The 23,963-nt window shown below is 43.3% G+C and carries 19 protein-coding genes and 1 pseudogene; 7 read left to right on the top strand and 13 right to left on the bottom strand.

What is annotated here, in order from left to right; genetic code table 11:
- Positions 1-20: 20 nt before the first annotated feature.
- From FSU_RS15890 to FSU_RS08605, 10 genes are all read right to left on the bottom strand, one after another.
- Positions 21-698 (bottom strand): fibrobacter succinogenes major paralogous domain-containing protein, encoded by a 678-nt coding sequence (locus FSU_RS15890; protein ID WP_015731991.1) that lies wholly within the window; start codon positions 696-698, stop codon positions 21-23.
- A gap of 20 nt (positions 699-718) precedes the next feature.
- Positions 719-1,792 carry a PDDEXK nuclease domain-containing protein gene (locus tag FSU_RS08565; protein WP_015731992.1) on the bottom strand — a complete coding sequence of 358 codons (1,074 nt, stop codon included), beginning with the start codon at positions 1,790-1,792 and terminating at the stop codon, positions 719-721.
- 702 nt (positions 1,793-2,494) lie between these two features.
- Complete coding sequence (locus FSU_RS08570) at positions 2,495-2,872, bottom strand: hypothetical protein (protein WP_014546043.1); 378 nt, start codon at positions 2,870-2,872, stop codon at positions 2,495-2,497.
- A 246-nt stretch (positions 2,873-3,118) separates the two neighbouring features.
- Positions 3,119-4,984, bottom strand: coding sequence for a hypothetical protein (locus tag FSU_RS08575; protein ID WP_244263600.1), 1,866 nt, complete (start codon positions 4,982-4,984; stop codon positions 3,119-3,121).
- A 74-nt stretch (positions 4,985-5,058) separates the two neighbouring features.
- Positions 5,059-5,625, bottom strand: a complete 567-nt coding sequence (locus FSU_RS08580; RefSeq protein WP_014546045.1) for a hypothetical protein — start codon at positions 5,623-5,625, stop codon at positions 5,059-5,061.
- 173 nt (positions 5,626-5,798) lie between these two features.
- On the bottom strand, positions 5,799-6,245 hold the full coding sequence (locus tag FSU_RS08585; protein WP_155808749.1) for a hypothetical protein: 447 nt from the start codon (positions 6,243-6,245) through the stop codon (positions 5,799-5,801).
- Between the two features lie 61 nt (positions 6,246-6,306).
- Positions 6,307-6,867 (bottom strand): hypothetical protein, encoded by a 561-nt coding sequence (locus FSU_RS08590; RefSeq protein WP_244263601.1) that lies wholly within the window; start codon positions 6,865-6,867, stop codon positions 6,307-6,309.
- A 36-nt stretch (positions 6,868-6,903) separates the two neighbouring features.
- Positions 6,904-8,130, bottom strand: a complete 1,227-nt coding sequence (locus FSU_RS08595; protein ID WP_014546047.1) for a restriction endonuclease subunit S — start codon at positions 8,128-8,130, stop codon at positions 6,904-6,906.
- A 142-nt stretch (positions 8,131-8,272) separates the two neighbouring features.
- Positions 8,273-10,147 carry a class I SAM-dependent DNA methyltransferase gene (locus tag FSU_RS08600; protein WP_014546048.1) on the bottom strand — a complete coding sequence of 625 codons (1,875 nt, stop codon included), beginning with the start codon at positions 10,145-10,147 and terminating at the stop codon, positions 8,273-8,275.
- A gap of 31 nt (positions 10,148-10,178) precedes the next feature.
- Positions 10,179-13,301, bottom strand: coding sequence for a type I restriction endonuclease subunit R (locus tag FSU_RS08605; protein WP_014546049.1), 3,123 nt, complete (start codon positions 13,299-13,301; stop codon positions 10,179-10,181).
- Between the two features lie 303 nt (positions 13,302-13,604).
- Here FSU_RS08605 and FSU_RS16760 point away from each other — a divergent pair.
- Positions 13,605-13,910: pseudogene (locus FSU_RS16760) on the top strand (virulence RhuM family protein); the annotation flags it as partial.
- Between the two features lie 364 nt (positions 13,911-14,274).
- Complete coding sequence (locus FSU_RS08615) at positions 14,275-14,691, top strand: DUF2442 domain-containing protein (protein ID WP_014546051.1); 417 nt, start codon at positions 14,275-14,277, stop codon at positions 14,689-14,691.
- 30 nt (positions 14,692-14,721) lie between these two features.
- On the opposite strand, the gene FSU_RS08620 is transcribed toward FSU_RS08615, so the two are convergent.
- On the bottom strand, positions 14,722-15,627 hold the full coding sequence (locus tag FSU_RS08620) for a LysR family transcriptional regulator (protein ID WP_014546052.1): 906 nt from the start codon (positions 15,625-15,627) through the stop codon (positions 14,722-14,724).
- Between the two features lie 141 nt (positions 15,628-15,768).
- On the opposite strand from FSU_RS08620, the gene metE reads away from it, so the two are divergent.
- The 5 genes from metE to FSU_RS08645 all read left to right on the top strand — a co-directional run bounded on the left by metE (position 15,769) and on the right by FSU_RS08645 (position 21,963).
- The gene (gene metE / locus FSU_RS08625; protein ID WP_015731995.1) at positions 15,769-18,036 is read left to right on the top strand and encodes a 5-methyltetrahydropteroyltriglutamate--homocysteine S-methyltransferase; all 2,268 of its coding nucleotides are present in this window, start codon (positions 15,769-15,771) and stop codon (positions 18,034-18,036) included.
- Positions 18,037-18,329: 293 nt separating this feature from the next.
- Positions 18,330-19,517, top strand: a complete 1,188-nt coding sequence (locus FSU_RS08630) for a cytosine permease (protein WP_015731996.1) — start codon at positions 18,330-18,332, stop codon at positions 19,515-19,517.
- 13 nt (positions 19,518-19,530) lie between these two features.
- The gene (locus FSU_RS08635) at positions 19,531-20,361 is read left to right on the top strand and encodes a pyridoxamine kinase (RefSeq protein WP_014546053.1); all 831 of its coding nucleotides are present in this window, start codon (positions 19,531-19,533) and stop codon (positions 20,359-20,361) included.
- Position 20,362: 1 nt separating this feature from the next.
- The gene (locus FSU_RS08640; protein WP_014546054.1) at positions 20,363-21,022 is read left to right on the top strand and encodes a TatD family nuclease-associated radical SAM protein; all 660 of its coding nucleotides are present in this window, start codon (positions 20,363-20,365) and stop codon (positions 21,020-21,022) included.
- A gap of 353 nt (positions 21,023-21,375) precedes the next feature.
- On the top strand, positions 21,376-21,963 hold the full coding sequence (locus FSU_RS08645; RefSeq protein WP_015731997.1) for a hypothetical protein: 588 nt from the start codon (positions 21,376-21,378) through the stop codon (positions 21,961-21,963).
- 128 nt (positions 21,964-22,091) lie between these two features.
- Here the strand turns inward: FSU_RS08645 and FSU_RS08650 are convergent, their stop codons facing one another.
- Positions 22,092-22,751: a vWA domain-containing protein gene (locus FSU_RS08650; protein ID WP_015731998.1), complete on the bottom strand. Its 660-nt coding sequence runs from the start codon at positions 22,749-22,751 to the stop codon at positions 22,092-22,094.
- 161 nt (positions 22,752-22,912) lie between these two features.
- Entirely contained in the window at positions 22,913-23,956 is a 1,044-nt protein-coding gene (locus tag FSU_RS08655; RefSeq protein ID WP_014546057.1) for a macro domain-containing protein, read from the bottom strand.
- Between the last annotated feature and the right edge of the window lie 7 nt (positions 23,957-23,963).

Genomic DNA, 23,963 nt, shown 5'->3' on the forward strand with positions numbered 1-23,963 from the left:
CAAGGGGAACTGCGCGGATTTTATCGGACACAGCGCACGGAACGATAGTCCTCTTTCGCGAACGAATTTAAACTCGCCGCATCACTGCTGAATGACAAGAACAAATAGAACGCATTTGATTCTGGATTTTCAGGATCTTCAGTCGCACTCCAAAAATACGCATAACCGCCGATACCATTGAACTTGCCACCAGCAACAGCACCGTCATCCGCTTTTGAGACAGCACCGCGATAACCCGCCGGAAGCGCGTTGAATCCGAAGTCATCCGTGCCGTTACCTTTTTTGAACCAACCATCGCGAGATTTCAACTTAGCACCAACCTTATTCGAGACAGCGCCGGAATCGCCATCGTGGGACTGCGCGAGGACTTGCGCAAAATCTTCATTCGTCGGGAGACGCCAGCCTTCAGGGCAAACCGTTTTTGCCTCCGCCCACGAATAAAGCCTCCCCAACCGCTTACAGTTGCGAGAATCGCCCTCCGGGCAAAAACTCCCCACTGTCTCAAAATTCAAATTCTCCGCCATCCATGTCAAATCGCCAATCTTAACAACATCATAAGATTGCCCATCACGCGAATCCGTGAACGACTCCGAACATGACATGAGGAGGAAGGTTAAGGCGGCAAGAGCGAAAGAAGAATGGATAGTGAGATGCATGGAGAGAATATAAATTTTCCATATTCGCAAATTTCTTTTCATCTCCTAAAAAAATGCTATTATCACTTTTTCCTCTGTTTCTTTTTCATTTCCGCCATAGTGCGGTCAACAACCTCTCGCAACTTATATGTAGCCACACCCAACGGTTTGTTGATGTCTTTAAGCGACCATTCCACAACAGTCTTATCTGTCGATTTGCAAATAATCAAACCCACAGAAGGATTATCGCCTTCACCCCGAAGCAACTCATCTGCGGCAGTCACATAAAAATTAAGTTTACCAGCAAATTCCGGAGTGTACTTCACGACCTTGAGATCTATAATGACATACCTGTGCTGTGGAATAAAATAAAAAATCAAGTCCGGGAAAAATGCTTGCCCGCCAGGCATCCGAAATTCCATCTGACGCCCAACATAGGAAAATCCTTTGCCCAGCTCCAATAAAAACTGAGTAACGTTGGCAATAAGAGCATCTTCTAAATCACCTTCATCATACTTTTCTTTCATTTTCAGAAATTCAAAATGATAAGGATCCTTCAGAATTTCCTTTGCAAGTTTCTCCTGAGAGGATGTCAAAGTTTTTTTGAAATTGGTAACAGCGGTTCCCTTCGTTTGAAAAAGATTAGCATCTATATATGCATTTAAAGTGGGGCGCGACCAACCATTATCCACTACACCCTTGACATAAAACAGGGCCTCGTCTATTGATCGGCATCGAGAAACAATGTCTATATGTTGTCCCCACGGAATTTTACCAAAAGCCTTGGGCATTTCTAATTGGCCAACGGCCCGTTGGCCTTTTTTATTTCGCTCAAAATAGAACAAATACCACTGTTTCATATACTTCACATTCGTGAAAGAAAAACCAGTCTCATTAGGGAAAGAATGACGCATATCAAGCGCAAATTGTTTTACAACTCCAGCGCCCCAACGTTCTTCGGCTCGCAACGCAACTAAATCACGACCAATTCCCCAATATAACTCTAACATTTCGGTATTCACGCGAATGGAAGCTTTCACCTGGCTCTGGCGAAAACGGTTTTTAACATCGGACAACCATTCAACATAACTGCTATCAGCCAACATACCATCGCGAAATACAAACATCGGTTTACTCATAGACTCTTTCTTTTTCATTTTAGACCTCCCCAATTTCTTCTTTCGAGAACCAGTTGCCCTTAATATCCAGCCATTCATATTCATGGGGAAGAGAGAGCAAATTCCTGATAAGATCTTCGGATTTTGCCATAAAGCCTCCATATGGCCGCAAATAGCGACCGGTTAATGTTAGAGGCGTTCTTGCGAAATCAAAAAGTTGATAAAAGCAAAAACGCACCTCGCCTTTGTACAGCGAGATGCGTCGGCTTTTAATGTACCTAATATCGAAAAAACTGGCAAGGGGAGCAGAAAAATTTTACAAAGAGCGTTCACTTACTCATTTCATTCATCTTCATGATGCATTGAAGGCAAGCCCTTGATATACGCTGATTACAATCCTATATTTAGACTATCTCGTCTGCAAATGTAGAAGGAGTTCATGAAGACGTTCCATCCTGTGGAGCGTCTTCTGCATTTTGGAGATGAAAGCACACAGTGACAATTTCTTCGCACCTTGCGGAATAATTACACAACAGATTTTTCATCTAAATCTTTGCTTTCGGTTTCAGTAGTTCAGAAATTCTGAACAGCAAATCATGTTGAGGTATAGAAAAAATTCAAGATTCAAAAGTCTTTGACTTTCTTGCTGAATCTGTCGGAAATCCCGACAAGTTGAACATCCATCCAGTTTACCCTTTTCATAAATGTCCTTTATATGCTCAACAACATAGGTTTTAGACATTAGTACCAATAGTCGTTCTCATCGTAATCCTCAATCCAAGTTTTGACCTGATCCGGCGAGGCCTTGATGGATTTTTTCAGTTCCCGATTCAATTCACCTATCTTAAGTTCGAGATATTCCTTAAAATCTTCCTCGCCATAATCTCCAGCTTCCAAATAATCTATGCATTTGGCGTAGATATATGCAGTACGCAGAACCTTGTACGCCTTTTTAAAAATGGCCAAAGTTTCTTTTGAATAAGGTCTAAAGCACTTCCATTTTTGGGTCTGAACGAATTCAATCCATTCCTTACTTTTATGTTTCAAGTAAGTCCGCCGTACATAATCGGCCATCCCCTCAATACGCGATTCATGATAGTTAAATGTTCCACCAGACATTGCATTCTCCTTGATTGTATTTTTCAAAGTTTTATATTCACCTTTAAAATACGCTCATCGCCATGCAAGCGCAAGAGGTCGCGTTGTTGCCACGAAATGGGTATTGTAGCCTTGATGTTGTATTTTGTCGGGTTTTATGTTGCCAAACCCATTTTTCATCACCTGTTCTCTGGGCAATCTCTGGGCAATTTCAGCAAAAAATGTTTGAAGTATCTTTTTTGGGGCAGGCGGTAACAGTGACTAACTTCATTTTCCAAAATATTTCAAGCAGAATTCCTCATTCACTTTAACAACAATCATTATAAAAACTTTTAGGGTTTCAATATATGCCTGTTGCAGCTCTTCTTCTGATCCAAAGAAAGATCCATGCAGAAAGGTATTGCGCAAATCTAAGCTGTTTGAGAATTCTTTCTTGTTCAACACAAAATTATAGTAATCGCGTTCTTGGCGAGAAAATATAGTTGATTCAACTTCAACTTCTTCTTTTTCTACTAGCTCTTTTAATATTTCCTTTTGCTTACCCTTTTGATGAGCAAAACAAACAACCTCATTCTCATACAGGTTATATAAAAGAGAACATCTATCGATATCTATCCCTAGACTATTATCGGCTTCTAAAAGTAAAGCCCCTCTTTCTATCAACCATTTTATCCAAACTCTTGCCTGCTCTGCAAAATCAGTTATGAAAAGATGTTCTTTGGCAATTATCTCTACTAGAGAGTTATACCCGCTCCAAGCAAAGTTCATTCCAAACAACAGGTTAAAGGAAAAAAGGAACCGCATTTCTTTTTTAAGACTTTCCCCTTTAACATAAGCATATTTCTGTTTTAAAAAACTCTTCAATTCTCCTATACGGACAGGATTAGAAGAAATAGCCACAAGTTCCTTATCAACGCAACCGTCTTCCATATAATATTTCAGTTGCTTAAGGATTCCGTCCATCTCAATATAAAGTAGTTTTATCCGTTCCGACAACGATACTGATTTTGACGGTTTCTTGAATTCAAAATCAGAAATACCAAAATTCTCTTTTAGATAATCACCAAAGAAATAATCAAACAAATCTTCAATGCAAATCCCGTAATTTTCAAGCTCTTCCTTATATGTAGATAAAATCTTATAGTAAATCATCCTATTTTTTGTAAATTGCGAGCGTATAGGATAATGCTTTATTCCCTCACTTTCTGCAAGCAATTCATCTATTATACTTTTCTTTTTCAATACAAATTGACAACGCAGTTCCGAATCAAAGAAACCAAACAGGAAAATAAAGTTATTAAGTAGTGTCGGGAAATCGTGATGTTCCCTTACCCATTTCTTGCTGTATGTGCAATAGACATGATGGTCTGTTTCATTATACGATTCATTCTTTTCTTCATCTATTTCCTTGAACGAGGCAATGCATCCATAAGAAAAAGACGATCTTTCTGAAAAATGCTTTTCCCAATATTTCTCCTTGGCCTTTTTAGCCTTTAATCGCAGCCTATCATCAATATTAAGCCCCGGTATTATAGGAGCATTTTCTATCAATTCCAAATAGTTCGGATGCGGTTCAAACGCCCCATCAACATAATAATTAAGGACGCTTATTTTCTTTTCTTCGGTCAAAACCTTGGGAAATACGATGCTTTCTTTTTCTGCAAAATCTTTTACCAAGTAGTATTTGATGATTATTTCAGCAGCATCCTTATTGTCCATCATATAATCAGTTATTACCTGATTGTATTTTTTCACCCATCCTTTACATTCTAAGATACAAAACAAGGGAATCAACTTTTTATTTAGCAGATTTTGAACGCCGGAATTGGGAATGTTTTTCAACAAGTCAAAACGTTCTAATAATTTCAGCAGGTCTAACGAATAATATGTCCATATGCTCTGGAAAATATTTTCAATATCGCTTAAATCCAGTTGCTGAAAATAAGAAGAAACAAAACGGGATATCGCATCCGTTTCCTTTCTATACTCATTAAATTTTTCAGGCGTAATATTTGTTGGGCAATCAATGGACTTTACAATCTGAACGATGTTTGATAATTCTATAACTTGATTTAGGTCATAATTATTTGATGAATCAAAGGAATCCAAAATGGGTATTGCCCTTTGGAACATGTGGTACTGATGTAGCACCGAGCGTTTATTGAATGTTATATGCTCAAGGAAATCTTTGGTCATTTATATATGAGTCAATACAGGTTTTTATTTCGAACTTTTTTGTACTTGATTCCTTTTTCAGTTCTTTCTGCACTAAATTCAGAAATATCATCTGAACTAATGAAATCTATATAGTTCAACCAATCTTTCATTGTCACATGATATAAGCATTTATCACAATTTTCATCCGAAGAAACGCAAAATCCTTCAATACTCTTGTCGTCATTGTAAGTCAATTCAAAAATTACAGAATGTATCAGCCTATTACAAACATCTGTACCCTGTTTTGTTTGCCTTCTAGACGATTCCCAATTATGACTATCTTCGGAAATCCAATGATGCATATTATCAAAATACTTTTTAGATTCAAATATTTCCACTTTCAGTGCATAACAATCTGCTTCATCACTCAATTTAGTCTTACAATCCACCAATTTTCGAATTACAAACGCGGAATAGAAAATACTTTTCTCTAGAATTGAATAAGCATTATCCGAATCATCATCGTCATTTTGAAAATATTTTGATGAACCATATTCAATTATTTTATCACGATAAGATAACAAATCTTCTTTCCATGGACCTGATTCAAAAATCATAATTAAACTCCCAAATGCTTTACTTTCGTCCGCTTGTTTCTTGCCCACAATTTCGGCGACTCTCGTTCAAAAAAATTATTTCCAAAGAGTCCTAGGGATAATTAAGCACTAATTTGGACACTTTGCTTAGCAAGGTGTCCAAATTTTTTAGCTAGAATGTTTCCTCTCTACACTCAATATGACCTAATATAACTTATAAAAGGATCCATCAAAGCGTAAAGACTAGAAAAATCAAGGATTCTCCCATTTCGCAGAACCCAGTAACGACCATGAGCCAGCCAGTGCCTATATTTAAAGACTCGTTTAATTTCGCTCATATACCCATTTCTGTAGGCACCTACATTTTGCCATGTAGACAATATATGTTCTTCTAGACTTGCTTTACGAGGATCTGGAAGACCCAAAGATCTCATAGCTCGCGATACTGGATCTTTTAATTTTTTCCCCAATCGATTAAGATAATCAACTCTGCAAGACGCTTCTACGCAAGATAGCAAATCTAATGAAAAAAGCTTCTCCAATTCATCCCTACTTTCGTCAAATTCCTGTTCAAATTCCTGCCTAGTATAGGAAATAAATCTTGGATTAGTCGTCTGATAATAATCGTTAAGTGCATCCATTGAAACTTGGTATTTTTCTCTCACATACGCGAGAGACACGTTCTGATTAGAAAAACTAACGCTAATCCTGGCCATTTACAAGTTCCATAATAACATTTTGGATGCTATCTTCAGTAACGTCAATAAAATTTCTGTTATCGGGTGCAACAAAACGCCAAACCCACTGATCTTCAGGAGCAGTACCATTGTTTAAATCAGAAGGAATTTTTCCTTGTATAGAGAAATTTTTTCTCATTAAAATGATTTTCGCAAAACCCTTTGGACCTTCCATTCTTACGCGACCTTTAGAAGCGATAAGCATCGTTCCTTCAGGTTTTAACTGTATATGGATTGTATTTAGTTTTAAAGTGAGCCGAGGGACTTCGTATGTGCCAAGAGATTCCTCATTTATTTGAATGTTGTCTCTTTCAACTTGAATTTGTCCATTTTTCACATAGGGAAGCAACGATCCTTCAAAAATACTGTACAATTGATTAAGATAACTTCTATACTCCTCAATCTCTTTCTGAGGATCAAATTTTACCTCTGGATCCCCTTTTTGCGCATTGAGTTCATTTAAAAATTTTGCAAAATTCATTTTGACTCCTTTTTTATAATTTAGTTTTTTCTGATTTTCGTTCATTCATACACATTTTAACAACCATTTTTTCTAAAAATATCAAACACTAATTTCGCCATTCATGATTTTGGGGAGTAGCCGATTGCGGGATTCCGCTGCTAATTGAATTTGATCTTCCAACTTTTCAATTTTGGAAATCATAGAAGCAAATACATTATCGTACATTTCAACAATACTTTTTTCAGGGCAAAGAACTTCTATATCCGCCATATTTTCGGGTCTTAAATGAAGAACATTCGCTCCGTTTGCGAGAGGAGAAATTTTATAACTTAATCCCCCAAATCGGCATTGAGCGTAAAAAAATGTTTTGGAAATTGTTTTGGGCAATATTTTTAACAGGTCCATTGTGAAAATAGCACATTCTTTTAAATTAGGTATTAACGCGACATGTCCTACCAAACGACGTTCTTTCGTCATATCAGTACATCCCATGACCAAGTCGCCGGACTCTAAAATTCCGTTTTCTTTGTACTTACCTGTAAATCGTTTTTCCGCATTGCGCTTATAACCACCAAAAGCGTTGATGTTTTTTAGATTAACCAACAAAACGCCTTCGTTATCACTTAATTCATTTGATGTGTAAGAAGTTCCACGAACGTAATCCACAACATCACCAAGTTTCTCTTTCCACCATCCCTGAGGCAGTCCATCAACGATGGGGGTGGTTTCGTAGCCGGGGAATTTAAGGTCGATGAACCATTGTTTGTAGAGGCGTTGGGCGGCTTCTTCGAGGAGTTTGATTTGCTTCTGGTTGTTTTCAATCAGATCATCGTATGCGGAAAGGATGTCGGCTATTCGTTTTTGAGTTTCTTTATTAGGAATATTTATTTCCATATTCCTTAACGCAGTCAAGCTCACGGTTCTCTGAGCAGCACCAACAGCAACAGCATCCGCCATCATATAAAAATCATTACTCAGCATCTTGTAATACAAGTATCGCGAATAAATTTTTGATTCGTCAGGACGCAAAATTGCAATATGCCGCTGAAATACAAAGGGACTATCGTCTTTTATAAATACAGGCTTTCCAAAAGATCCAACAACAGAATAAAGAATATCATTTACTTTTGGTTTTCTTTTTTCATCAAGAGAATCATAATACTCTTGCGGAACAAACATCGTATTAGTAAAATCAAATTGATTCGCAGAAGTTATATTCGATATCGTTACAAACGGAATACCACAATCAGCTTTGGGTGGTGGCAAATGATCTCCATCCGCGATTGAAACGCATACATCTCCTAATTTCACTTTTTCCCAAGCCATCAGAGAATAACCTCCATGGATCCTTTGCGTTGCTCAGGATGACATAATGACAAGGAGATTCCCGCCTTTGCGGGAATGACAAGTCGTGTGGATTCTATCGCTTCGCTCCAGAATGACACATTTCTCTGTCTTTCATCTAATCTCATATCCCCAACTCCTTCATGTTCTTGGAGATGGTTTTCATGAGCGTGTTACTTTCGTCCTGGAGTTTCAGGAGTTCTTCGTGGATTTCATGCATGCGTTCGGCAAAGTCCACGCCGTCATCTTCAACGGGGGCAACGCCTACATAGGCTCCGGGAGTAAGGCTAAAGTTCTTTTCAGCAATTTCGGCACGGGTTGCGATTTTGCAAAGACCAAGAATGTCCTTGTATTTTCCGTCACCGAACTTTTCATAGAGCCAATCGGCTTCTTTCGCCACATTCAAGATTTCATCAAATTCTGCAAGACGCGTGTCCCATTCTTCCTGAGTCTTTTTCTTGCTCTTCTTATCGGCAGCATCTACAGATGCTTTTGCTTCGGCTCGAAGCGTTTCGCGATATTCCTTGAGCAATTCTACTTGCTTTGCAATCTTGGATGTCTTGCGGAGAATCTTTTCAAGGTTGGCATCATCGGTTTCATCGGCGTAAGAAAGAAGCGTTGTGCGGTATTCTGCAAGCAAGCTTTGATACTTGTCAAGTTCTCCACGATAAAGCCATACAATAGCGTTCAAGTTTTTCAGTTGCCATTCGCTCCATTCATTCAAGGTGCGATCCACAACAGTGTAGTAATTGCGGGCATCAATAAAAAGAACTTTGTCCTTAATATTCTTCTTTTTGCACTTGTCAAAGAACCACAGGGTGCAAGGCAAACTCTTGGTGTAAAAGAAGTTGTTGCCAACGCTTATCATGCAGTCCACATGACCTGTCGCCACGAGTTTTTCGCGGATATCTTTGTCCTTGCTCTGACTATCCGTCGCAGAGGCTGCCATCACAAAGCCCGCACGACCTTTTTCGTTCAGGTAGCTATAGAAATAAGAAATCCAAAGGTAGTTGCCATTGCCGATTTCTTTATCCTTGTTGACGGCAGGCAAACCAAACGGCAGTCGCCCCGCACTTTGACAACTTTCTGCCTTAACCTTATCCACATTGAACGGTGGATTCGCCATCACATAATCGCACTGCCCCGTCAAATTATGTGCATCGTGATAGAAGGAGTTCGCTTCGTCGCCAGACTTGACAACTCCGGTAAGGCCATGCACAGCCATGTTCATCAAGCAAAGTTGAGCATTGTATTCCACCTTTTCTTGGCCGTAAAAAGTCATAGTCTCGTTGCTAGCCATCCCGGCAGCATTCACAAAATCACCCGTCTGCACGAACATGCCACCACTTCCGCAAGCAGGATCCAAAAGCACACCATACGAAGGTTCTAGCACATTCACAATCATCTTCACCAATGATTTCGGGGTAAAGAAAACTCCGTCATCACTAGCAATATTCTTCGCAAACTTACTGAGGAAGTATTCGTAAATACGACCCATTACATCGCCGCCCACATCATCCAACGCATTGTTGTTGAAAGTGCGTAAAAGTTCAGCGAGAAGATTATCCTTAAAGTCGGTGTAGGTCTTAGGCAATACGCCCTTCAATTTTTCGCTTTGAGCCTCGACTAGTTCCATGGCGTTATTCACCACTTCGCCAAGGCTGTTGAGCGGCTGACCATGCACATTCTTGAGTTTGGCAGAAGCAATGTTCGCAGGCAAATTCACCAAATAATCAAACTGGGCTTCTTTGGGGAGGAACAAGGCGCTCTTCGAAACAAAGTCACTCGCCTCGATGGGGAGAACGCGACCGCCTCGACTCGGGCGATTTTTCAACAGTTCGGCTTCAACCTTTTTGAAGCGCCCATAGGCATAACGCAAAAACAACAGACCCAAAACAGGCATACAATATTGATTCGAAGTCAACTTGGAATCGGCACGGAGTAAATCCGCAGATTCCCACAAATCCGCCTCAAGTTTCTTTAAGCTCTTATTATCCATTTTGGTCCTTATAAAAATTTAAATGCAACCGTTACGCAACTTTGTAGTGGGTATAAACATACTCGTAAATACGCTGGCGGTATTCCGAAATAGAGAGCTCATCAAAGCTTTCAGGGAGTTCGCTCCATAGCGTATCGCGAATCAAGTTATCGACAGCAGCCTTTGTTTCTTGTTTGTCCGTCCAATGGTCAAATTCAGCAATTTTTGCTTTAACCTTTTGGAGCAAATCTACAGCCACTTCCTTAATCTTTTTAATGTCCTGCTTACTCAAATCATCTTTGAAGAGCATGTCGTAAAGCGAAAGTTCTTCGTCGTTCTTGAAGCCCTCACGTACATAGCGCTGTTCTTCCTCATTCATGCTTGCCGCAAGGTTCATCAAGTCCATGAATGTTTTTTCAATCGTTGCACGATCCTGTTCGCTGTTGTAAGCCTCAATAATTTCGCGATAGCGGTCGTAATAATTGATGCGGAATGGATTCTGTGCAAGCATCACAGCCAAGCGATCCTTTATCAATTCTTCCAAATCGCGGAATAACAAATTTTGTCGTTTTGCCTTCGCAAATTCACGACGCAACAAATCAAAATCGATCTTGCTAATGTCGAATTGTTTAGACTTTTTCTTGTCATTCTTAACGACATCAACATACTCGTTCATAATCTGGTTCAGCTGAACCATCAAATCCACATTTGTCACATGGCGACGTTTAGTTTTCAAGTCGCGGGCAACCGCATCAATCGCTTTAAACTTCGCACGAATTTCACTTGTCACATCGTCGCGATTCGTGTATTTCATCAATCGCACAAGTTCTGCGGCATACGTGCTAAAAGTTTTCTTGTTTTCGAGCGTAGAGCAAACCGCATTTTCAACATCCTTGATTGCTGCAAGCTTATCAAAATTCTTAGACTCGATTATGCTCTTTAAATTCGCGTTGCAACCATCCAAGAAACTTTCTGCTTTAGCGACCACTTCCACAATGCGTTTTAAAAGCTCTTCTTTATCAATGGTAGGATCGTTACCGGAACCAGAAACCTTATTCGTGTAATCCGCAAGAGCCTTACGCAAAGCCTTCACAATACCTGCATAATCCACAATCAAGCCGTTGCTTTTGCCCTCATTCACACGATTTGCGCGGGCAATTGTTTGCATGAGAGTATGAGCCTTTAACAACTTGTCCAAATAAAGGCAACTAAGGCTCTTTACATCAAAACCGGTAAGCCACATCGCACAGACAAAGACTATACGGAACTTGCTATTAGAATCCTTGAATTCCTTGTCAAGTTCGCGTTTTTCCATTTTCTTCCGATGCGGAACAATATCCAAGCCCCATTTTGCAAATGTCTGCTGTTCGTTCTGTTCGTCACTCACGACAACAGCCATCTCGGTTTCACGCATCCACTGGATTTTGCGATTCAGTTCTTGAGCCTCTTGCTGTGTAGCCTGCTTGCAAATAGATTCGAGGTTCTTGATTTCTTCTGCCCAATATTCCTGGGCGAAATTGAACATTCGAACACACGTGACCTTGTTTAGGCAAACAAACATTGCCTTTCCGCTAGTCCAAAGGTCGGAATAATGTTTGACAAAATCCTTTGCGACAGCACGCAAGCGGGGTTCAGCCGTAAGCAGGTGATATTCCTTAGCAAAATCCCTTTCCAGCTTTTCTTGGGCATCTGGGTCAAGGTCTGCTTTTTCGATGGCATCCAAAATCTTGTCCGAGATTTCAGGATTCTTTAGTTCCTTGATTTTATCGGCACGGTTTTCGTAATAGAGAGGGACCGTCGCACCATCTTCTACAGCACGCTTAAAATCGTAAATCGAAATGTAGCCGCCGAATGTGCGTTCGGTAATATTGTCGTCTTTTAAAAGCGGAGTACCCGTAAAGCCCAAACGAGAGGCATCGGGCAACAAGTTGCACATGTTTTCCGCAAAAATTCCGTTCTGGCTACGGTGTGCTTCATCCGACAAAATCAAAATATCATGATCAGGATGAATCGGCTCCAAATCCTTCTTGTTGAACTTTTGGATCAGCGTAAAGATGTAACTCGGATTAGCCTTTAGTTTTTTAATAAGGTCATTTCCGCTTGTAGCGATAAACTTGGATGCTTTTACACCGCCAAGCATTTTGCAATTTTCAAAAGTTTCACTGATTTGCTTGTTCAGTTCATCGCGATCGGTTAACACGACAATTGTCGGGGAACCGTCCGTACGGCGGCGAATTTTCTGCGAAAGGAAAAGCATCGAATAGCTTTTACCGCTCCCCTGCGTATGCCAAAACACACCAAGTTTACCTTTACGGAGTTTGCGGTTCTTATAAGCTTCAAAAGCCTCGTTCACGCCAAGATACTGATGATTCCTGGCAAGGATTTTTACCGTATGGCCATCGCTGTGGTCATAAAGGATAAAGTTTTCAAGCAAATCAATAAAGGTTTCTTTTCGGCAAATACCCTTGAGCATCGTAGCAAGAGCCACTGAACCAGCGTCGTCTTCTTTAAGGCGTTTCCATTCATGGAAAAATTCAAACTTGCTTCCGAGCGTTCCCACTTTTGCCTCAAAACCATTTGAGAGCATCAAGAAAGCATTGTAGTAGAACAGCTGCGGAATAGTCGACAGGTAATCGGTATAATTATCGTCGTAAGCATTTTGCACCGCCACATCGTTACGCTTGAGTTCGACAAACAAAAGCGGAATACCATTTACAAAACCAACAATATCCGTACGACGATGGTACAACTCGCCATGAATCTTCATCTCTTTCACGGCAAGGAAATCATTATTTGACGGATTGTTGAAATCAACTATCAACGCACGCTTTTCATCGACTTGGCCGTTCGGCTTTTTTATCGTCACCGGAATGCCATCGCGGATGAATCCGTACTTTTCTTCGTTGATTTGCAGAAGCGAAGAAGTGCTAAGCGTCGCTGTAAATTTTTGAACAGCCTCTTCAATCTGATTTTGGTTTATCCAAGGGTTCAATTTTTGAAGAGCTGCCTTAAAATAGCGAAGCAAAAGGACTTCGCGATACGACTTTCGCCCAAATGTGCCATTATCCCCAAGAACCTCAATATTATAGGCGAAAACAACACGCCAACCCAGCTCTTGCAGCAGGTTTCCGGCGCTCTCTTGAACAAGAATGTTTTCGCTATATTCGTAGGACATAATAATGGGCTTTTTTTGTAAATATAGCCTATTTTTATGCCAAATTACAACAAACAAAAAGATTTAAAAGGTCAAAAGTCGAAACATTAAACCAAAGGGAATGCACAACAGTGCGTGGGTTGTTCGTACTACAAAAAACATTAATTTGGTAATGCTTTCAGCGGACTTTAGCGAAAAATTCCCCAAATGTCACATTCTGTCACCGCAATAATTTAAATTGAATTTTGATTGTTTTAGTCTGCCTTTTTTGCTTGTAGGTAGTCGGAGGTAAAGATGAAGAAAGAGAAAATGTTGCCAGAAAATATCAATAAAAATGAAATTATCGTATATCAGCCGGAAGGCGGGGAATTCCACATCGAAGTCCGAGTAGAAAACGAGACTGTTTGGCTTACACAGGCGCAGATTGCGGAACTGTTCGGAACAAAGAGACCAGCAATCACAAAGCATCTCAAAAACATTTATGCAGCTCAAGAACTTGACGAAAAGACCACATGTTCCGTTTTGGAACATATGGGTAAAGACTCGGATCAAATTTACGAGACCAAATATTACAATCTAGATGCGATTCTCTCCGTCGGCTACAGGGTAAATAGTAAAAATGCGACAGTTCGCTTGGAGAACATGCGCGAGGTCCACGATCGTTTCGTCATCGTCGATGATGTGATTTATCATGTGGGAGCATCTTTCAAAGACCTCGGAAATCAAATGACCGCGTTTTCGGTGCTGAACTTCATCACCAAGGAGCAGGTGCTTGCCATGGTGAAATAGAAAACTCAAGATTAGCCTTTTTTGCATGTAGGCAGTCGGAGGTAAAGATGAAGAAAGAGAAAATGTTGCCAGAAGATTCTGCGAACACGGCCAAGCCGATCGAAAAGCCCAATTTTTCCTTGATAGACTCTTAAAATTCCGACCTATTGATAGCGATTAAACAATAACCTACATTAAAGTTCGAAATTTTCGGATAGGAGCTTTTATGAACGATATAACAGAAAAAGACGTAAAAAGGGTTTGGGTCGAAAAGGATGCCATTTGCGTCGAGCTCAAGGACGGTCGCATAGGGAAAGAACTCATTCGCGATTACGAGCCGCTCAAAAAAGCCACCAGAGAACAGCTGAAAAATTGCAGGGTAGATCTCGATGGCGTATGGTTTGACGATCTAGACGAAGGGCTTGCGCTATCTGGATTTTTCTCGCCCAAGAAAACAAATCCCGTTGGTCGCATATTTTGGCTTTTCCCCGAACTGAACGCAGCCGCATTCGCGCGTCGTTTGGGAATTCCGCAACCACTTTTTGCGGCCTATGTCAATGGATCTAAGAAGCCATCCGCAGCTAGGCGTAAAAAGATCAACGACGAATTCCATCGAATCGGTCGTGAGTTGATGCAAGTATAAGCGCCTATTTTAAGCGCGTTGTCCCCACCCTTACTTGCAATGTTTCTTGAGCGCAGCGATGTACGCTTCGGCGTAGCGTGATTTCGTGACGCCTTTGCGCATCACGTAACCGACTGTCATTTTGTCGTGGACATCGAGGCGTTTTGCGATGATGTTCTTGCCGTTGAGTTTGTGGCTAATGACACCAGAGCAAATCGTGTAGCCGTCAAGGCCGATGAGCAAGTTGAAAAGTGTAGCGCGGTCACGGACTTTGATGTTTCGCGGGCAGTCAAAATCGATGGCGGTGAGCGGTTCTTCGGCAAAATAGAACGAGTTGAAATCGCCCTGTTCGTAGGTCAAGTACGGAAACGGTTTGAGATCCGCGAGCGTGATTTTTTCTTTTTTCGCAAGCGGATTCTTTGACGACATGAACACATGAAGCGGAGTTGCGAAGAGCGGTTCAAACACGAGGTTGTTTTTTTGGATGAGCTTCGTGATAACCTTTTCGTTTTTGTCACTGAGGTAGAGCACGCCCATTTCGCTTTTCATTTTGGCGACATCGTCAATGATTTCGTTGGTCTGCGTTTCGCGAAGCGTAAAATCGTAGCTCGGGCCGCCAAACTTACGGATAACATCGACAAATGCATTCACGGCAAAAGAATAGTGCTGGCAGCTGACGGAGAAAATCATGTTGCCGCCCTTGCCACCTTTATAGCGGTCTTCCAAGAGCGTCGCCTGTTCCAAAACCTGCCTTGCGTACGAAAGGAATTCATCGCCTTCGTTTGTGATGGTCACGCCTTTGTTGGAACGGTTGAAAATCGTCACGCCCATTTCTTCTTCGAGTTCGTGGATAGCAGCGGTAAGACTCGGTTGCGAGATAAAGACTCGCTTGGACGCTTCGGTAATATTTCGCGTATCTGCAATGGCAATGGCGTATTTAAGTTGTTGTAGAGTCATAAGTTTTCCTTATCGCTGGTTATAAATCACCATAGGAAAAATCTATGGTGAACGCATAAAAAATAGTATTTTACCGATGATAAAAAGTGAGGTATATTTGGAGCGTTCAAAAAAACAAAGTAAAAAGGTAGGTAAAACACCATGAGCATTAAAACATCTGTAATTGGTTTCCCGCGTATCGGTAAGAATCGTGAACTCAAGTTCGCTAGCGAAAAATTCTTCAAGGGCGATATCTCCGAAGCTGAACTCCAGAAGGTCGCCGCAGAAATCCGCCAGTACGGCTGGCAGAAGCAGAAGGCCGCAGGCATCGACTTCATCCCGTCCAACGACTTCTCGTTCTACGATAATGTTCTCGACACTGCATTTTTGCTGAACGTTATTCCAGAACGCTACAGCAGCCTCGAATTGAGCACGCTTGAAAAGTATTTCGCAGCCGCCCACGGTTACCAAGGCGCAAAGGGCGACGTGAAGGCTCTTCCGATGAAGAAGTGGTTCAATACGAACTATCATTACATTGTTCCGGAAATTGATGACGCTACCGATCTCAAGCTCGTCGGCAAGAAGCCGGTTGAAGAATTCAACGAAGCCAAATCGGCCGGAATTGAATCCGTTCCGACGCTTATCGGCGCATACACATTCCTCCGCCTCGCCCGCTACAACGGCAACAAGAAGGCCAAGGACTTCGCAGCAGCCGCAGTCAATGCTTACGCAGAACTCGCTGAAAAGCTCGCTACCGCAGGCGCCAAGTGGATTTCTTTCGCAGAACCGGCACTCGTCTTCGACGTGACCGCAGAAGAACGCGAACTCTTCAAGACGATTTACGCAGAACTCTTGAGAAAGATTGGCGAAAAGAAGAACCTCAAGATTGCATTGCAGAGTTACTTTGGCGACATCCGCGATGTCTATCAGGATGTGACCGCACTCGGCTTTGACGCTATCGGTTTGGATTTCGTTGAAGGTCTTAAGTCTCTCGAACTTTTGAAGACAGGCTTCCCGAAGGACACGCTCCTCTTGGCTGGCGTCGTGAACGGCAAGAACATCTGGCGCGCTGATTACGCACAGAAGAACGCAATCCTCGCCGAAATCAAGAAGTATGTCGCTGCAGAAAATGTTGTCGTTGGCACATCTTGCTCTCTCTTGCACGTGCCTTACACGGTCGCCGCAGAACAGAAGCTTTCAGCCGACATTCTCAAGCACTTCGCATTCGCCGAAGAAAAACTCGTGGAAATTGCAGAACTCGCTAGCGCTGACGCAGATGCACTCGCCAAGAACAAGGCTTTGTTCGCAACTGCTCGCGTGCAGGCAAACGCAAAGGTTCAGGCAGAACTCGCAGCACTCACCGCTGCTGATTTCGAGCGCAAGCCGAGCCGCCTCGATCGTCGCGAAGTGCAGAAGGCAGAATTCAAGTTGCCGGCATTCCCGACAACGACAATCGGCTCCTTCCCGCAGACTGCCGAAGTTCGCGCCAACCGCGCCGCATTCCGCAAGGGTGAAATTTCCAAGGAACAGTACGTCGCATTCAACCAGAAGAAGATTGCCGAATGCATCAAGTTGCAGGAAGAAATTGGCCTCGATGTGATTGTCCACGGTGAATTTGAACGCAATGACATGGTGGAATATTTCGGTTCCAAGATTGACGGCTTTGTGTTCACGCAGAACGCCTGGGTGCAGAGCTACGGAACCCGTTGCGTGAAGCCGCCTGTGGTTTGGGGCGACGTGAGCCGCAGCGCTCCGATTACGGTTGAATGGTCCGTTTTCGCACAAAGCTGCACCAAGAAGCCGGTGAAGGGCATGCTTACGGGTCCTGTCACGATTCTCAACTGGTCCTTCCCGCGTGAAGACATTTCGCTCAAGACGCAGGCTCAGGAAATCGGCCTTGCCATCCGTGACGAAGTTTTGGACCTCGAAAAGAACGGCATCAGAATCATCCAGATTGACGAAGCCGCTCTTCGCGAAAAGTTGCCGCTCCGCAAGAGCGACTGGCACAAGGAATACCTCGACTGGGCAATCCCTGCATTCCGCCTAGTTCACGCCAAGGTCAAGCCCGAAACGCAGATCCACACGCACATGTGCTATAGCGAATTCAACGACATCGTCCGCGACATCGACAACATGGACGCCGACGTGATTACGTTCGAAGCTAGCCGTTCTGACCTCAAGCTGCTCGACGCCTTGAACGACGCCAAGTTCGAAACGCAGGTGGGTCCGGGTGTTTACGACATTCACTCTCCGCGTGTGCCGTCCGAACAGGAAATCGTTGATGCCCTCCACAAGATCATTGCGAAGGTCCCGCAGCAGAATGTGTGGGTGAACCCGGATTGCGGCCTCAAGACTCGTGGCGAAACCGAAACGACGGCAAGTCTCAAGAACCTCGTTGCCGCCGCCAAGAAGCTGCGCGAAGAAAAGTAAAAAGTTACACCTCTACTGTCGTTGCAAGGAACACCTCTCTTTACTGATAGACAGATTCCAAGTTCGCTCTAGTCTATCGCCCCACGCCTTGTAATGACGGTGAACGAAATAATCCCCGTGTGCATAATGCCGCGGGGATTTCCTGTTTATGACAAGGAAAAACGTGCACCTTCGTTATCAACAAAACCTATACCTCCCCATAAAAAAGTAGTATAGTCCTATACCTTGTGAATAACCTACCACTTTGCTATCTTTGTGCCGCATTTAAAAACGGCTCTTCAAGGAGGTGCAACATGGATAAACGCACAGGACTTTTTGCAAATGGAATTATATGGTTTGGCGTCGCCATCTCCGTTTCCGAAATCGAAGCGGGTATAGAAATTGGCGCTGCCGCCGCAAGGGATTCGCTTTGGCTCCCGCTCGTGCTCGGGCACATTTTTGGCGGCATCCTGCTCTTTTTCGTGGGCCTCATCGGAGCGCGCGTCCGCTTGAACGCCATGGAAACGACCAAATCCTCATTCGGCAAATACGGTTCCAAGTTCTTCGCCGCGCTGAACACATTCCAGTTGCTCGCCTGGGTCGCTGTTTTGAACGCGCAAGGCGCTTCAGCATTGGCAGGGCTCAACTTGCCAATTTCGTTCCCGCTCACATGCGTGATTCTTGCCGCACTTATCGCAGCCTGGGTTTACGTTGGCATCCGCCGCTCTGCCAACGTGACGACCGTCGTGATGGCAGCCCTCGCCGTTTTGCTCGCGATTCTTTCTGTGAAGTTGTTCGGACTCGACAGTTCACCCGCAGGCGCCGCAGGTAACACAGCAACCGCGCTCAAGTTCTGGAACATTTTCGAGATTTCCATTGCCATGCCGATTTCATGGTTGCCCGTAATTTCGGACTACACGAAGGATGCCGAAAAGCCTGTAAAGGCAACAGCAATTTCTGCAATCGCCTACACATTTGCAAGTCTCTGGATGTACATCATCGGCATTGAAATTTCGGGCATTGGCGCAAGCAACAACATCGCGCAAGCCATTCTCCTCGCAGGTCTTGGCATCCCGGGAATCATCATCGTGGTGCTTTCAACCGTCACGACAAACTTCCTTGCGGCAAACTCCGCTGGCGAATCTTCCAAGGCGATTTACAGTAAAATAAATCCAAAAATTGCAGGTGTTGTCGTGAGTTTCTTGAGCGCTGCTCTCGCCATTTCGGGAATCATGGAACATTACATCAGCTTCCTTTACCTGATCGCTTCCGTGTTCGCCCCGATGGCAGCCGTTCTCTTGGTCTCGTTCTACTTTTCCAAGGAACGTACAGAATCGCTCGGCGTTTGGCTCTGGAACATTTTCGCCTGGCTCGCGGGCTTTATCGCTTACCAAGTGGCAGAACATTTCGACTCCGTTTTCCTCGGCCCCACACTCCTTGCGGTTATCGTTTCGGCAGCATTTGCATCCGTGCGCGTACTCTCGGAAAAGAAAGATTTTTAATTTTTAGTTCGCCATGTCTCAAAAGAAAATCGCGTTAATTAATGATGTTACAGGATTTGGTCGGTGTTCCATCGCAGTCATGGCACCGATTGTTTCCGCCATGAAAATTCAAGCGGTTACAATTCCAACCGCAGTCCTTTCGGCACACACGCAGTTCCCCGAATACTACTTCGACGACTACACGTCAAAAATGCGCGATTACATTCAAACCTACAAGGATTTGAATTTATCATTCGACGCCATTGCTTCTGGGTTCCTCGGTTCCGAAGAACAGGTGGACATCGTCATTGATTTCTTCAAGACGTTCAAGAAAAACGGCTCGTTTACCTTGGTGGACCCCGTGATGGGCGACTACGGCAAGCTCTACGAAACGTACACGCCGACTTTGTGCGAAAAGATGAAAGCACTCGTCCATTACGCCGACATCTTGACACCGAACTTGACTGAACTTTGCACGTTGACCGACGTTGAATACCGCACCGAAGGATTCACCGACGCCGAACTTGGCGAAATGTGCCGCAAGCTCACGGAACAAGGCCCCGAACACATCGTCGTAACCGGCATTCCGTACAACAGCAAGCAAATCATGAACTACGTCTACAGCAAAGGCGAAGAACCGCGAATCGTGATGGTGGACCGCATCGGCGGCGACCGCAGCGGAACTGGAGACGTCATCAGTTCAATCATCGCGGGCATGTACATGAATGGTCATGATTTTTACGAATCAGTCAAAAAGGCCGCAGAATTTGTAACAAAGTGCATCCGCTACTGCGAAGACAACAACGTTCCCACGCATTGGGGACTGTGCTTCGAAATGTACCTTCGTGACTTGATGGAGGATTAAAATGGTTGTTTATACGGTAACAGGAAATGTTGGACAAGCAGGCTACCTCGACATCGCCAACAGCGGCGACATCACAGGCAAGAATATTTATGTGAACATGACAAACCGCTGCCCGTGCAGCTGCGTTTTTTGCTTGCGCCAGACAAAGAAAATGATGGAAGGCAACTCGCTTTGGCTCAGAGGCGGCGAACCGAGCGTCGAAGGTGTCATGAGCATTTTCGACAAGTACGACCTTTCCGTCATCAACGAACTCGTCTTTTGCGGCTACGGTGAACCGCTCGAACGTCTCCATGACGTGTGCAAAGTCATTGACTTGTTGCACGGCAAATACCCGAAATTAAAAGTCCGCCTCAATACGAACGGACTTGCAAACCTGATCCACGGCAGAGACGTAACGCCCGATCTTGAAGGCCGTTTCAACACCGTTTCCATCTCGATGAACGCCCCGGACGCCGAAGAATTCCTGGAACTCACGCGTTCAAGATTTGGCATCCAGTCCTTTGATGCCGTGAAAGAATTCGCGGTGCTTGCAAAAGAACATGTGCCAAACGTGGTGATGACCGTCGTCGAGAAAGTGATGCCCGAAGAAAAAATCGAGCGTTGCCGCAAGATTTGCGAAGAGCTCGGCGTCACGCTGAGAGTTCGCCCATTCGAAAATTAACTATATATAATATACAAATTTCAACTGTCATATTTTGACCCTTGATAAAAGGGTCATTTTTTATTTTATCATAGCCGAATAAAGGCTTAAATTTTTACCCTTGACAAAAAACCGAAAATTTACTATATTGCGCATCCGCTTTTTTGAGATATGATTAAATAAAATTTTTTAATTGAAATTGTCGCCCCATTAAATAAAAAAATTAAATAAGATTTTTTTGTTTTTTGTCGCGTCCTTTTTTCGCCCTATAGTTTTTGTGTTCCTCTTTTTTTGCGCTCTATTTTTATCGCCTTTTTTTGTCGTCCCTTTTAAAAAGTTTTTTAAATCCCAACATCAATCACATAGGACTATCTATGAAAAAAATCAATTTCAATCAATTCCTCCAAACCACCATTTTGGAAAACTCCACCATCGAACCGAACGAATTCGATCTAACATTTGCAGAACTCATCTGCGGCAAAAATTCAAAAACATACAAACATCAATTCATTAACTATTTAAAATTACCCCAAAAATCAAACATCAAAAACAAACAAACTAAAGAAATTTTTGCCAAATCAAGTGAAGAAAATAAAGAATTAGCCGCAAAATTCAATCTCATCATTCAACATCTCACAGCACTCCAAACAGCAATCGACAATTTCGACATTCTATTCATCATCAACTGCAAAGTCGAAAACATCTCAACATCATCTAAAAAAGCTCAAATTCTACTCTACTGGATTCTCGAACAATTCATTACCTGGAAACAAAAACCACATTTCAACAACGTCGAAGAAGTCAAATTCTCACTCATCTATTTTATCAACCGCGTCAAACCAGAAATCGACAACTACATCCGTGAAATGGCTCTCCACGCCTGCAATCCAGAGCGTTTCGCAAGCATCAACGACATTCAAAAATTCCAAAAAATTTCCAGTCGAACTTTCGCTCTTGCATAAACTTCAATTTATGCATTTTTAAATTGCTCTGCATTTTCAAAATACCAGTATTTTTTAAACGCTCTGCATTTTCAAAATACCAGCATTTTTCATTATCGCTGGCATTTTTTACACGCTATTCTAGCAGGCTATTTTAAATTTTGCCTGCCGCGACGCATATAGTCCGCTTCAACATTTGATTTCCACGAGCGTTCATTGACACGGTTACGGCGGATATCGCTCATCAAGCAGCATTGCGCACTGTACATGACCTCAATGCCTTCCCCGTCATTGACATAATTTGCGGCACGGTCTTCACTGATACCGAAACTTTTTGCAGTTTCAACAGCATCAATGTTCGCGCCAAGAAAAATGAATTCCCATCCATATTTTTCTTTCTGGCGTTCAATCATCTGCTTCACGCGATCAGCCGAATATTTGCGGCTTGCGTTTTCGTAGCCATCGGTCGTGATGACAAAGATGGTCTTTTCGGGACGGTCTTCTTCGCGGGCGTACTTATGTACATTGCCAATGTGATGGATGGCCCCACCGATAGCATCAAGGAGTGCGGTGCAACCGCGGGCGTAATATTCCCTGTCGGTGAGCGGAGCGACACTTGCGAGGGGAACGCGGTCGTGGAGCACTTCCATTTCGGAATCAAAGAGAACCGTCGAAACATACGCTTCGCCCGCTTCTTTCTTCTGCTTTTCGATAGTGCTATTGAAGCCCCCGATGGTATCTTTTTCGAGCCCGCTCATGGAGCCGCTACGGTCGAGGATGAATACGATTTCAGTGAGTCCTTTTTTCATAATTGCCTCCATGCCGCTATCAGTGCGGCTTTGGTGCGACCGCAGGCTTCATTGCCTTAGCGGTTTTGACAGAGACAATTATAGCAGCCGTATAAGCAAAAAAGGTCGCCCGGCAGGCGACATTTTCAAAGGCGATTTTCGCAGTAAAAAGCTCTCACGAATTACGCGCCGAGAGTCGGCTGCCCGAACTTAAACAACATACTGTTGATTTCCCAAATATCGTACTTTTTGTGCGTGATAAAATAGGAAACAATCAAGTCGCCCTTATTGGATGGCGAAAGCGCAAGTTCAGCACGCGAAAGCAAATCCTTTGCTTCGTCCAAATTTAGACGCAAAGCGATGGCAAGCGCCAAAGCTGTCTTTTTGGTAGGCCTGTAATGCAAATTGCTGCGAATCTTTGAAAAATGCTTTCGGTCAAGATTTGCCCTCTTGTAAATCTCAACATCGTCCAGATTCTTTTCGCGAATGATGCTGAAAAGCTTGCCGCAAAAAGTTTCACCGGCAGTCGCAAGCATTTCTTCAAGGCTTTTTTCCTCCTGCTCGTAAATAGCATGAGAGGCCTCCGCGCGATTAAAAACTACAAAACTATTTTCATAAAAATCGCATTTTTCAAAATCAGCCGAAACCCCATTTTCATTCCAACGAGCAGATTCACGAACACCACTGTACCTTTCGCGAACGTAATTATCATCAATATACGCTCGGATGTCATCGCAAAGCTCTTCGGAAACATCAAACGCCTTGCGGTCAAACACGACCAACTGCACATCCATTTCGTGAGATTGCAAAAACTCGCCAATTGCCTGCAACGCAATTTTCAACGCGCTGTCTTTAGGAAAACGGAACACACCGCTCGATATCAGCGGAAACGCAATAGACTCGCACCCCAGTTCCAGAGCCTTTTCAAGAGCTCTGCGGTAACAGCTCGCAAGAGCGGACGTTTCGCCTGATTCGCCACCATTCCACTTTGGCCCCACAACGTGAATCAGGTATTTCGCCTTCAACGCAAACGCAGACGAAACCGCAACTTCGGCCACGTCAAGCACGCCGATCTTTTCACGGGCCGCCAACAGCTTGTCATACCCCGCCGCCTCATAAATATGATATTCGGCGCCACCACCGCAAACAGGATTCTTGTTGGCGGAATTGACAATAGCGTCAGCGCGGACTCTCGAAATATCGTTACGGACAATTCTTAAAGGCATGGTGTAA

Origin of the sequence: Fibrobacter succinogenes subsp. succinogenes S85, from assembly GCF_000146505.1 — a bacterium.
In the GTDB taxonomy this organism is placed as follows: Bacteria; Fibrobacterota; Fibrobacteria; order Fibrobacterales; family Fibrobacteraceae; genus Fibrobacter; species Fibrobacter succinogenes.

Bases quoted from the DNA above. Each gene is read 5' to 3' on its own strand.
- FSU_RS08565 (WP_015731992.1), bottom strand. From the start codon at position 1,792: ATGAAAAAGAAAGAGTCTATGAGTAAACCGATGTTTGTATTTCGCGAT.
- FSU_RS08600 (WP_014546048.1), bottom strand. From the start codon at position 10,147: ATGGATAATAAGAGCTTAAAGAAACTTGAGGCGGATTTGTGGGAATCT.
- FSU_RS08655 (WP_014546057.1), bottom strand. From the start codon at position 23,956: ATGCCTTTAAGAATTGTCCGTAACGATATTTCGAGAGTCCGCGCTGAC.
- FSU_RS15890 (WP_015731991.1), bottom strand. From the start codon at position 698: ATGAAAAGAAATTTGCGAATATGGAAAATTTATATTCTCTCCATGCAT.
- FSU_RS08620 (WP_014546052.1), bottom strand. From the start codon at position 15,627: ATGACTCTACAACAACTTAAATACGCCATTGCCATTGCAGATACGCGA.
- FSU_RS08595 (WP_014546047.1), bottom strand. From the start codon at position 8,130: ATGGCTTGGGAAAAAGTGAAATTAGGAGATGTATGCGTTTCAATCGCG.
- FSU_RS08575 (WP_244263600.1), bottom strand. From the start codon at position 4,984: ATGTTCCAAAGGGCAATACCCATTTTGGATTCCTTTGATTCATCAAAT.
- FSU_RS08605 (WP_014546049.1), bottom strand. From the start codon at position 13,301: ATGTCCTACGAATATAGCGAAAACATTCTTGTTCAAGAGAGCGCCGGA.
- FSU_RS08630 (WP_015731996.1), top strand. From the start codon at position 18,330: ATGGATAAACGCACAGGACTTTTTGCAAATGGAATTATATGGTTTGGC.
- FSU_RS08650 (WP_015731998.1), bottom strand. From the start codon at position 22,751: ATGAAAAAAGGACTCACTGAAATCGTATTCATCCTCGACCGTAGCGGC.
- FSU_RS08635 (WP_014546053.1), top strand. From the start codon at position 19,531: ATGTCTCAAAAGAAAATCGCGTTAATTAATGATGTTACAGGATTTGGT.
- FSU_RS08645 (WP_015731997.1), top strand. From the start codon at position 21,376: ATGAAAAAAATCAATTTCAATCAATTCCTCCAAACCACCATTTTGGAA.
- FSU_RS08640 (WP_014546054.1), top strand. From the start codon at position 20,363: ATGGTTGTTTATACGGTAACAGGAAATGTTGGACAAGCAGGCTACCTC.
- FSU_RS08585 (WP_155808749.1), bottom strand. From the start codon at position 6,245: ATGGATGCACTTAACGATTATTATCAGACGACTAATCCAAGATTTATT.
- FSU_RS08570 (WP_014546043.1), bottom strand. From the start codon at position 2,872: ATGTCTGGTGGAACATTTAACTATCATGAATCGCGTATTGAGGGGATG.
- FSU_RS08590 (WP_244263601.1), bottom strand. From the start codon at position 6,867: ATGAACGAAAATCAGAAAAAACTAAATTATAAAAAAGGAGTCAAAATG.
- metE (WP_015731995.1), top strand. From the start codon at position 15,769: ATGAGCATTAAAACATCTGTAATTGGTTTCCCGCGTATCGGTAAGAAT.
- FSU_RS08580 (WP_014546045.1), bottom strand. From the start codon at position 5,625: ATGATTTTTGAATCAGGTCCATGGAAAGAAGATTTGTTATCTTATCGT.
- FSU_RS08615 (WP_014546051.1), top strand. From the start codon at position 14,275: ATGAACGATATAACAGAAAAAGACGTAAAAAGGGTTTGGGTCGAAAAG.